The 10,809-nt window shown below is 73.4% G+C and carries 11 protein-coding genes; all 11 read left to right on the top strand.

Annotated elements, in window-relative coordinates:
- Positions 1-695, top strand: a 695-nt coding sequence (locus ACFU0Y_RS14360) for a signal peptidase I (RefSeq protein ID WP_380215208.1), incomplete at its 5' end; no start/stop codon positions are given.
- 150 nt (positions 696-845) lie between these two features.
- Positions 846-2,663, top strand: a complete 1,818-nt coding sequence (locus ACFU0Y_RS14355; RefSeq protein WP_380215207.1) for an Ig-like domain-containing protein — start codon at positions 846-848, stop codon at positions 2,661-2,663.
- The gene (locus ACFU0Y_RS14350; RefSeq protein WP_380215206.1) at positions 2,663-3,043 is read left to right on the top strand and encodes a hypothetical protein; all 381 of its coding nucleotides are present in this window, start codon (positions 2,663-2,665) and stop codon (positions 3,041-3,043) included. The genes ACFU0Y_RS14355 and ACFU0Y_RS14350 overlap by 1 nt, the downstream gene beginning before the upstream one ends.
- Before the next feature lie 19 nt (positions 3,044-3,062).
- Complete coding sequence (locus tag ACFU0Y_RS14345; RefSeq protein ID WP_380215205.1) at positions 3,063-3,764, top strand: response regulator transcription factor; 702 nt, start codon at positions 3,063-3,065, stop codon at positions 3,762-3,764.
- Positions 3,757-5,016 (top strand): sensor histidine kinase, encoded by a 1,260-nt coding sequence (locus ACFU0Y_RS14340; protein ID WP_380215204.1) that lies wholly within the window; start codon positions 3,757-3,759, stop codon positions 5,014-5,016. Before ACFU0Y_RS14345 ends, ACFU0Y_RS14340 begins: the two co-directional genes overlap by 8 nt.
- 83 nt (positions 5,017-5,099) lie before the next feature.
- Positions 5,100-5,330, top strand: a complete 231-nt coding sequence (locus tag ACFU0Y_RS14335; protein WP_380215203.1) for a hypothetical protein — start codon at positions 5,100-5,102, stop codon at positions 5,328-5,330.
- Between the two features lie 45 nt (positions 5,331-5,375).
- The gene (locus tag ACFU0Y_RS14330; protein WP_380215202.1) at positions 5,376-5,993 is read left to right on the top strand and encodes a maleylpyruvate isomerase family mycothiol-dependent enzyme; all 618 of its coding nucleotides are present in this window, start codon (positions 5,376-5,378) and stop codon (positions 5,991-5,993) included.
- Positions 5,994-6,129: 136 nt separating this feature from the next.
- Entirely contained in the window at positions 6,130-7,536 is a 1,407-nt protein-coding gene (locus ACFU0Y_RS14325) for an extracellular solute-binding protein (protein WP_380215201.1), read from the top strand.
- Positions 7,533-8,483, top strand: coding sequence for a carbohydrate ABC transporter permease (locus ACFU0Y_RS14320; RefSeq protein WP_380215200.1), 951 nt, complete (start codon positions 7,533-7,535; stop codon positions 8,481-8,483). The genes ACFU0Y_RS14325 and ACFU0Y_RS14320 overlap by 4 nt, the downstream gene beginning before the upstream one ends.
- A gap of 28 nt (positions 8,484-8,511) precedes the next feature.
- Positions 8,512-9,399 carry a carbohydrate ABC transporter permease gene (locus ACFU0Y_RS14315; RefSeq protein WP_380215199.1) on the top strand — a complete coding sequence of 296 codons (888 nt, stop codon included), beginning with the start codon at positions 8,512-8,514 and terminating at the stop codon, positions 9,397-9,399.
- Positions 9,396-10,736, top strand: coding sequence for a glycoside hydrolase family 32 protein (locus tag ACFU0Y_RS14310; RefSeq protein WP_380215198.1), 1,341 nt, complete (start codon positions 9,396-9,398; stop codon positions 10,734-10,736). The genes ACFU0Y_RS14315 and ACFU0Y_RS14310 overlap by 4 nt, the downstream gene beginning before the upstream one ends.
- Positions 10,737-10,809 lie beyond the last annotated feature (73 nt).

Raw genomic sequence — 10,809 nt, 5'->3', positions numbered from 1 at the left:
GGCCGGCCCCGCCGTCCCTGCTCGACACGACCGCGGGCGTGCGCCCGCAGCAGGAGGACGCCGTGCGCGCTGTGCGGATCGTGACCCGGACCGCCTCCCGGGTGCTGCTGAACCTGGCGGCGCTCGTGGTGCTGACCCTGGCGCTGGCCATGCTCGTGCCCGGCGCGCTGGGCTACGAGCGCTACGTCATCACCGGCGCGTCGATGTCCGGGACCTTCGAGAAGGGCACCCTGGCCATCGAGAGCGCGGTGCCGGTGGCGGACCTGGCCGTCGGCGATGTCATCACCTACCTGCCCCCGCCGGACTCCGGGCTCACCGAGCTGGTCACCCACCGCATCCTGGCCGTCGAGGCCTCGGAGACCGGACCCGTGTTCCGCACCCAGGGCGACGCCAACGACGCCCCCGACCCGTGGACCTTCCAGCTGCCCGGCCCCACCCAGGCCCGCCTGGACCACGCCGTCCCCCACCTCGGCTGGGCGTTCATCGCCCTGTCCGACCCGCAGGTCCGGCAGCTCGTCATCGGTGTGCCGGCCGGGCTCATCGCCCTCCGCTGCGCGGTCGAGGTCGTGCAGGTCCTGCGCCGGCCCCGGAGCCGCGCCGAAACCCCGCAGCCGCGTGCCGCCACGGCGCGGAGACGCCCCGAGGGCCCGCCGAGGCGCGCTGCCCCGCGCCGGAGCCCTGCCGCTGCGGTCTGACCCGCGACGGCGCGGCACGACGTGCCGCGGAGGTGTTGCCGAACTGTGGGGCTGCGAGCCGCCTCTGTTCCCCGGCTGTTGCCACCGGCTCTCTAGCGTGGGAACCGACCACCCAGACCTCGACCCACGCTCCGGGAGCCACTGATCGCCATGACCGCACGAACCGCCGCGACCGCCGTGCTCGTCGTCGTGCTCGGTCTGCTCCTGGGCCTCAGCGGCACCGCCGAGTTCTCCTCCGCGTCCTTCACGAGCCGCACGGCCAATCCGCAGAGCACCGTCCGGGCCGCCGCGGACTGGACCCCGCCCACCACGTCCCTGACCTCTCCGGGGGCGACCGTGACGGGCTCGGTCGTCCTCACCGCGTCCGCCGCGGACGCCGAGTCCGGGATCGCCGTCGTGGAGATCCAGGTCCAGCCCGCCGCCGGCGGGACGTGGCAGAGCGTCTGCCGGCTCACCGCCACGCCCTTCAGCTGCACCTGGAGCACCACGACCGTGCCGGACGGCTCCTACGCGCTCCGGGCCGTCGCCACGGACAGGGCCGGCTACAGCACCGTCTCGTCCAGCGTCAGCACGATCGTGGCCAACTCCTCCACCGTGTTCCTCGCCGACCCCGGGGACGTGCTGCGCGGCTCGGCGCAGCTCACCGCCACGGTCCTCCACTCCGGCACCGCCGCTCCCGCCGTGCGCTTCGAGTACTTCGCGATCGGCGTGGCCGGCGCCAAGTGGACCACGGCGTGCACCGCGCAGACCGGGCAGTACTCCTGCTCGTGGAGCACCACGACCGTGTCCAGCGGTGACTACGACCTGCGGGCGGTCGCGGTGTCCGGCACCGGGAACAGCACCACGACCAGCTACTCCGCGACCCGGGCGGACGTCCTGGTCGACAACACCGCCCCGGCGGTCACCATGACCGACCCCGGCTCACCGCTCAGCGGCACCCGCACCTTCGCCGCGACGGCCACGGACCCGCACTCCGGAATCGCCCAGGTCGTCCTGCAGTACGCCCCCACCGGCAGCACCGTCTATCAGCAGCTGTGCGTGGTCGCCGAGGAGCCCTACAGCTGCCGCTACGACACCACGCGACTGGGCAACGGCACCTACAGCTTCCGGGCGGTCGCCACCGACGCCGCCGGCAACACCACGACATCCGGCGCGGTGAACAACCGGACCGTGGACAACACCGTCTCCTCCGTCTCGCTCGAGGACCCGGGAGCGTATCTCAGCGGCGTCGAGACGCTGACGGCCGTCGCCAACTCCACCGCGGGCATCCAGTCCGTGCAGATCCAGTACGCGCCGACCGGCGGCAGCACCTTCACCACCATCTGCTCCGACACCACCGGCCCGTACACCTGCGACTGGACGACGACCGCGGTGGCCGACGGCGCCTACGACCTGCGCGCCGTGCTCACGGACGGCAGCGGCAAGGTGACCACCTCCGCGGTCGTGGCCGGACGGCACGTGGACAACGCCCCGCTGCGCGGCGCCGACGTGCAGACCGCCAACGGCGGCACCACGATCGGCCGGCTCGACGCCCGGGACAGCATCACCTACACGTACACGGGACAGGTCGCCCCGTCCTCGGTCGCCCCCGGCTGGGACGGCACGCAGGCCCTGCCCGTGGTGGTGACCCTCAACGGCACCACCAACGGGTCGGTCCTCACGGTCGGCCGCACCGGCGGGGCCGTGAACCTGGGCCCGGTGAACCTGCGCCAGACGTACATCCGCAGCGGCCGGACGGCCACGTTCGAGGCCACCATGACCAAGAGCACGGCGGTGGTCAACGGTGTGCCGCGCAGCACGATCACCGTCACCCTGGGGGCGGCCACCGGCGGCGCCGGCCAGCTGCGGACGACGTCCACGGCGGCGTCCATGGTCTGGACGCCCTCGGCGGCGGTCGTGGACCTCGCCGGCAAGCCGTGCTCGACCAGCCCGGTCACCGAGACCGGTGCCCTGGACCGGGAGTTCTGATGCCCAGGCCCACCCGAGTCCGGGCGGCCGTGCCGGCCGCGGCGCTGCTCGCCGCCGTCCTGACCGCCCAGGCGGTGCTGATCCGGGAGGAGGCCGCGTACCTGAGCGTGCTGCTCCTCGCCGGGGCCGGTCTGGGCGCCGCGGCCACCGTGTGCCTCCGGCTCCGCGGCTGCTTCGCGTCCCGCTTCACCCTGGTGCTCCTGGCGGCGCTGACCTTGCTCGGGGAGGGGGTGCTGGTGGCGCTGGGCCTGCCCGGGCTCGGACGCTCGGCCGCCCGGACCGCTCCCATGGTGGCGGGCGCCGTGGCGGCGCTCGGCGCCGTCGTCGTCCTGCTGACCCTGCGGTCGAAACATGACGCAGGACACGCCCAAGGTCCATGACAATGGATATGCTTTTGCAATGGCCCCCAGCATCCTCCTGGTGGAGGACGACGACGGCATCGCCCTCCCCCTGACCCGCGCCCTCGAGCGGGAGCAGTACGCCGTGGAGCGGGTGAGCACCGGTCAGGCCGCCCTCGCGAGCGCCGCCACCGGGCGGTTCCCGCTGGTGGTCCTCGACCTCGGGCTGCCGGACGGGGACGGGCTGGACGTGTGCCGGCAGGCCCGCGAGGACGGCTACACCGGGGCCGTGCTCATCCTCACCGCCCGCGGCTCGGAGATCGACCGGGTGGTCGGCCTCGACGTGGGCGCCGACGACTACATGGCCAAGCCCTTCAGCCTGGCCGAGCTGCTGGCCCGCGTCCGGGCGCTGCTGCGCCGGCAGAGCGGCCCGTCCAGCGCACCCGTGCCGCAGCCGCACACCGCCCCGGGACTGCGGGTGGACCCGCGGTCCCGGCAGGCCTTCGTGGCCGACACGGTCCTGCCGGTCACCGCCAAGGAGTTCGATGTCCTGGCCGAGCTGGACGGCGTCCGCGGTGACGTGGTCACGCGGGAGCACCTCATGGACCGGGTGTGGGACGAGAACTGGTTCGGCTCCACCAAGACCCTCGACGTCACCGTGGCCCGGCTGCGGCACAAACTGGCCGACTCCGGGGCACCGGCCCAGATCGTCACCGTGCGCGGCATCGGCTTCCGGCTCGAGGACGGCCCGCCGGATGCGTGACCGGCTGATCACCGCGCTCGTCGGCCTGACCCTCGCGGTGATCGTCCTGTACGCGGTGCCGCGCGCCTACATGCTGGCCGACCGCGTGCAGACCAGCGCGGCGCAGCAGACCGAGCGTTCCGCCGACCTCGTGGCGGCCGTGCTCACCGAGCGCTCGCGCTCCGGGGGGATCGGCGAGCAGGACCTGGCGGAGCTCGCGGGCGACGGCGAGCTGCTCGTCCACCGCGACGCCGACGGCGGGGTGCTCGCCTCGACCGGGAGCGCCGGGGCGCACGCCGCGGACATCGTGGAGACCCGCTCCCTGCCGGACGGCACCACCGTGGCGCTGACCCGCACCGGCGCGTCCGTGAGCGAGCGCATCACCGAGGCGGTGATGCCGCTGGTGCTCATCGGCCTGGTCCTGGTGGTCCTCGCCGCGGTGGCCGCGGTCCTGCTGGCCCGCCGCCTGGCGCGGCCCTTCCAACAGCTGGCGGACGCCGCCCGCCGGCTGGGGGACGGGACCTTCACCCTGCCGCCGCTGGACTCCACGCTGCCCGAGGCCCGGGCCGTCGGGGTGGCGCTGCGGACCAGCTCCCGGCAGCTCGAGGCCCTGCTGCACCGCGAGCGGCAGTTCGCGGCCAACGCCTCCCACCAGCTGCGGACCCCGCTCACCGCCCTGCGCCTGGAGCTCGAGGACCTCACCTACTGGCCCGAGACCGCCCCCGCGGTGTCCGAGCAGCTCGGCCGGGCGCTGGGAGAGCTGGACCGGCTCAGCGGGACCGTGACCGAGCTGCTGGAGCACTCCCGCGGCCGCCGGCTGGAGCGCCCGGTGCCCGTGGACCTGGCGCTGCTCACCGCCGAGAGCGCCGAGCGCTGGGACCGGCAGGCCGGTGCCGAGGGCCGCACCGTCACGGCGATGGCTCCGCGTCCCGCCCGCGTCCGGACGCATCCCGGGCTGCTGCAGCAGATCCTGGACGTGCTCATCCACAACGCCCTGCGGCACGGCCGCGGGGCCGTGCGCGTGCGGGCCAGGGACGCCCGCACGCACTGGGCGATCACGGTCCAGGACGAGGGGGACCGGCCCGCGGACCAGGGCATCTTCGACCGCCACGTCAGCACCCGGGAGGGCGGTGAGGGCATCGGACTCACGGTGGCCGCCGAGCTCGCCGAGTCCCTCGGCGGCAGTCTCACCCTCGAGTCCACCCCGACCACCACGTTCCTGCTGCGGCTGCCGCCGTCCGGGGCCACGACTGCGGTGCCGGCGGCCGGCTGAGCCGGCGGGTCGGCACGCTCGCGTCCGCGCCGGGAGGGTGCGTCGGTCGCCGGGGCCGCCGGGGCGGTCCCTAGAGTGGAGGGATGGACGCCGGGAGAACTCCGCAGACCGCCGGTTCCCCCCGGGGGCAGCTGATGCTGGCCGTGTGCCTGGGCGGGCTCCTGCCGCTGCTGTCGTGGCTGCTGGACAGCTACGTGGTGGCGCTGGTCTGCTCGCTGGCGCTGAGCTTCGTGGTCTCGGGCCTGATGCGCCAGCGCGCCCAGCTGCGTCGCGGCACCGGAGGGCCCACCGGCGGAGAGCGTCCCCCGGCGTAGCGCGGGTGCGGCGCCGTCGTCGTCCGGAGGAGCAGAGGAGTGCGCATGACCGAGATCTGGCCCGTGGTCCACGCCGAGCGCCGGGCGCTGGTCCGGGACCTGGCCGACCTCCCGGCGCAGGCGTGGGCCACCCCCTCCCTGTGCCCCGGCTGGGACGTGCACGACGTCCTGGCCCACCTCGTGGACGACGCGAGGACCACGCGCCTGGGCTTCGTCCGCCGCCTGGTGGCCGCCGGCTTCGACTTCGACCGCTGCAACGCCCGCGGCGTCGCCCGGGAGCGCCGGGCCGACCCGCGGGACACCCTCGCCGCGTTCCGCGCGGTGAGCGCCCGCACCACCAGCGCGCCGGCACCTCCGGCCACCCGGCTGGTGGAGGCGTTCGTGCACGGGGAGGACATCCGGCGCCCGCTCGCGCTGACGCGGACCTGCCCGGCCGGGCCGGTCGCCGAGGCCCTGCGGCACCAGCTGAGCACCAGCACGAAGATCGGCGGCGGCCGGGAGCGGGCGGCGGGACTGCGGCTCGTGGCCACCGACGCCGCTCTCGACGCCGGGGCCGGCCCCGAGGTGCGGGGCCCCGTGCTCGCGCTGCTGCTGGCGGTGTCCGGCCGGCCGGTCGGCCCGGAGGAGCTCGCCGGACCCGGCGTCTCGGCCCTCGTGCGCTGACGCCGGAGGACGGTACGCGCCGTCACGTTCGGACCGCCGCACTGTGATCCTTGACACTGCACGCCGGATGTCCCTACTCTCCTAACACGTGTCAGGAACCTGACACGTGTTAGTTCAGCGAAGTGAGGACACGCGGATGACGGCAGCGAGCAGCTTGACTCGTCGCACCCTACTGGGGGTCGGCGGCATCGCCCTGGCCGGGGCCACGGTCGGGGCGTGGCCGCGCCTGACCGGCTCCGACATCCCCGGTCGCGGCGAGGACGTCCTGACGGTGGCGATCCAGGGCACCGCCCAGGACGCCGCGAAGCGCCAGCAGCTGGTGGACGAGTTCCGGGCGGAGCACCCGGACATCCCGGTGCGTATCCAGGCCGTCCAGAGCGCCGACTGGGGAGACTTCTTCTCCAAGATCCTCACCATGGTCGCGGCCGGCCAGGCGCCGGACCTGGTGTACGTGGCCACGGAGGGCACCCAGCTGTTCGCCGACCGGCTCGCGGTGCCCCTGGACAGCTTCGTCCAGCGGGACGCCGCCACGATGGGGGAGTACTTCCGCGACGTGCACCCCAGCCTCGTCGAGGCCTTCATGTACAAGGGGAACCTGTACCAGCTGCCGCTGGAGTTCAACGCGGCCAACATGTACCTCAACACGGCGGCACTGCGCCGGGCCGGCGCGGAGCGGCCCGCCGACGACTGGACCAAGGACGACTTCACGGGTCTCATGCGCGCCATGCAGCGCTCCAACGAGGGCTCCTTCCGCCCCTACTACTGGACGAACCGCCTGTTCGGCGGCGTGGTCCCGTGGCTCTACGCCAACGGCACCAGCTTCCTCACCGAGGAGAAGGCGCCGGGCGGCGGATGGCTGTGGAACGGCTTCTACGGGGACCACCCGGCAGGTGCCGACCGCAGCGGCGGCTACCTCTGGACGGGCTCCAACGTGCGGAACGAGCGGGTCACCGAGACGTTCGACTACCTGCGGGAGCTCGTGCAGGAGGGCCTGGGCGTGCGCCCCGAGGAGGGCGGCGGCAACGCCCTGATCGGCCTGTTCGCCTCCGACCGCGTGGGCGCCACGCCGGCCGGTGGCTACTGGGCCCAGGGGCTGAACGAGGCCGGGATGGGGCCGGAGGCCTTCGACGTGCAGTTCTTCCCGCGCTGGCGCACGCAGCGCCACCAGTTCGGCGGCGCCGGCTACGCGCTGATGAAGACCTCGGAGCGCAAGGACCAGGCGTGGGAGTGGATCAAGTTCACGGCCCGCAAGGAGTCGATGCAGCTGGCCACCCCCCACCCGAACACCACGCCGAGCCGGCGCTCCATGGTCACGGCGGACTTCTACCGCGGCGCCGGTCCGGAGCACTGGCAGGTCTTCTACGACACCCTGGACCGCTTTCCCAGCACGGGCCCCATTCCCGCTCCGCCGCAGCAGGCCGCCGTCGAGTCCGCGCTCATGAAGAACGTGGCCGTGGCCATGGGCGGCGGCGCCGGCCAGATGACCTCGGCCCTCGACCGGCTCGACACCGAACTCGCTCTCATCCTCCGGGAGGACGCATGACCACCATCGCACCGGCACCGGACGTCGCCCGGACCACGGTCCCCGCACCGGCCCCGCCGCGGCGGCGGACCCGCTCCCGGGTCGAGAAGTGGATGACCGCGGTCTTCCTGGCCCCCACCGTCATCGGGATGGGCGTCTTCACGGTGCTGCCCATCCTGGCCTCCGTGGTGCTGGCCTTCTTCCAGTGGGACATCATCTCGGCGCCCGAGTTCGTGGGGCTGCGCAACTTCACCGAGCTCGTCACGGACCGGACCGTGCGGGTCTCCTTCCTCAACACAATCGTGTTCGTGGTGGTGGCGGTGACCCTGCAGCTGTCCCTGGCGATGGCCCTCGCGGTGCTGGTGCAGGGGAAGATGCCGGCCTGGCTGCGGCTGTTCTTCCGCTCCACGTTCTTCTTCCCGCTGATCCTCTCCGCGGCCAGCGTCTCGATCTTCATGCGCTACATGTTCAACGAGCAGTTCGGCGTCGTGAACTGGCTCCTCGGCAGCGTCGGGCTGCCCGCGGTGCCGTGGCTGACGACCACGACCGGGGCCGCGTTCGTGGTGGTGCTCGTCTACGTGTGGCAGAACTTCGGCTTCACGTTCCTGATCCTGCTGGGCGGGATCGCGTCCATCCCCAAGGAGCTCTACGAGGCGGCCGACCTCGACGGCGCCATGGGCTGGTCCAAGTTCCGCAACGTGACCCTGCCCCTGGTCAGCCCGACGCTCCTGGTGGCCTCCGTGACGGCGATCATCACGGCGCTGCAGGTCTTCGACCAGCCCTACGTGCTGACCCGCGGCGGCCCCGGGGACTCCACCCGCTCCGCCGTGATGGTCGTCTACCAGACGGCGTTCCAGCAGCTGGAGTTCGGCAAGGCCTCCGCCATCGGGCTGGTGCTCATGGTGCTCATCATGCTCGTCACCCTGGCGCAGTTCCGCCTCTCCCGGCGCTACGTCCACTACCAGTGAGCTCTTCCCACCGATGAAGGACCACCTCATGTCTGCACCCGCTCGCACCCCGTCCCGGACGGCCGGTCCCGCGCCCCGCCGTCGACGGCGCCCGGCGCTGCCCAACCCGGGGCGCGTCGCCGGCCTCCTCTTCCTGCTCGTGGCCGCCGTCGCGGTCCTGGGCCCGGTCATGTGGACGCTGTCCACGTCCCTGCGCAGCCCCAGCGAGGCCTTCGACCTCCCGCCGAAGTTCCTCCCGACCGATCCGGACACCACGGCCTACGCCGAGGTCGCCCGGCAGATCGACCTGGTTCGGCTCGTCCTCAACAGCGCGCTGGTCACGGCCCTCATCGCCGCAGGGCAGATGCTGACCGCGGCCATGGCCGGGTACGTGTTCGCCCGCATGCGGTTCCGGGGCTCCGGGCTGATGTTCGGCGTGGTCCTGGCCACCATGATGGTCCCGGTCCAGGTCACGATCGTGCCCGTGTTCATGCTGGTCCGCGGCATGGGCCTGGCCGACACCCTCCTGGCGCTGATCATCCCCGCCATCCCCACCGCCTTCGGCACGTTCCTGATGCGCCAGTACTTCCTGGGCCTGCCCAACGACCTCGCCGAGGCCGCGGCCCTGGACGGCGCGAGCCCCTGGCGGACCTTCTTCTCGGTCTACGCGCCGCTGTCCCTGCCGGGCATGGCCATCGTGGGCATCCTGGCTTTCAACTACCACTGGAACGAGTTCTTCCGGCCCCTCATTCTGACCATCTCGGAGCAGAACTTCACCCTTCCCCTGGGCCTCGTGTCCCTGCAGGGGAACCTGGGCACGGGGTCCATCTCCGTGGTCCTGGCCGGCGTCGTGATCTCCATGATCCCCGCACTGATCGTCTTCGTCTTCGGGCAGCGCTATCTGCGCGAAGGCCTCACCGCAGGAAGCAGCAAATGACCCTCACCCCCGCCACCACCTCCGCCGTCCTGCCCCTGAGCCGGGCCTTCCCGCGCACGCACCCCCGGCCCGACCGGGGCTGGCTCAACGACCCCAACGGCCTGTGCCGGGTCGACGGCACCTGGCACGTGTTCTTCCAGTACAACCCCGGCTCCGCGCGGCACGACGCGATCCAGTGGGGGCACCTGTCCTCACCGGACCTGGTGACCTGGCAGGAGGAGCCGGTGGCGCTGCGCCCCCAGGAGCACGGTCCGGACGCGTTCGGCTGCTGGTCCGGCGTGGTCACCGTGGACGAGGGCCGCCCGGTGGCGGTCTACAGCGGCGTCGAGGCCGCCGACGACCGGTCGCGGGTGACCCTGGCCACCGGGACGGACGACCTGCGGTCCTGGCGGCAGGACGGCGCCACGGCGGCCGAGATGCCCGCGGACCCCGACGTCGTCGCGGTCCGCGACCCCTTCCTCTTCCGCTGGGCGGGGCGGCGGTACGCGCTGCAGGGCGCCGGACTCGCGGACGGCCGGGCGGCGATCCTGCTCTACGACGCCGCCGACCTGGCGGACTGGAGCTACCTGGGCGTGTGGCTGACCTCGGACCACCCCGTGCTGAGCGAGGACCTCGACGCCTCGATCTGGGAGTGCCCCCAGCTCGTCGAGCTCACCGAGGGGGAGCGGTCCCGCTGGGTGCTGATCGTCTCCCGGTGGATGCGCCAGGAGGACGGCTCGGGCCGGCTGCAGGACGTCCGCTACGTCGTCGGGCGCATGGACGGGAGGGCCGACGACGACGGCAGCGGGGCCCGGGCGGACGCCCCCCGCTTCATCCCCGAGGCCTGTGGCGCCGTGGACACGGGGCCGGCGTTCTACGCGCCCCAGGTGCTGGCGCTGGAGGACCGGGCCCTGCTGTGGGGCTGGTCGTGGGAGACGCGGTCGGCGGAGCTCAGCGACGAGGAGGGCTGGGCCGGTCTGCTCACCTGGCCGCGCGAGCTCCGGCTGGACGGGGACGTCCTCGTGGCGGCCCCCGCCGCCGAGTGCGCGGGGCACCGGAGCCGTCCCCTCGAGCTGACCCCGGTGCACGGGGCGGTGGAGCTGCCGGACGCGGCCGAGCTGCGCGCCACGGGCGAGGACGCCGCCGTGCGCCTGCTGCTGCGCGGCCCCGCCGGTGAGCGCGAGGTCTGGGCGGGGCGCGCCTCGACGGTCGTGGTGGACGGTTCCGTGGTGGAGCTCTACGCGCACGCCGGGCCTCCCCACACGCTGCGGGCCTATCCGCAGGACGGCGAGACCTGGTGCGCGGCGGTCGAGCCGGGCACGGTCAGCGGATGGGCGCTGGGCCCGTCGACGCCCTGACGATCAGCGGGCAGTCGACGCGCTCCACGACGGGAGCGCTCTCGAGGCCGTGGAGCTGCTCCAGGAGCAGCTC

This window comes from Kocuria sp. NPDC057446 (genome assembly GCF_042802875.1).
GTDB lineage: Bacteria > Actinomycetota > Actinomycetes > Actinomycetales > Micrococcaceae > Kocuria.
This window is presented reverse-complemented; position numbering and strand designations above follow the sequence as displayed.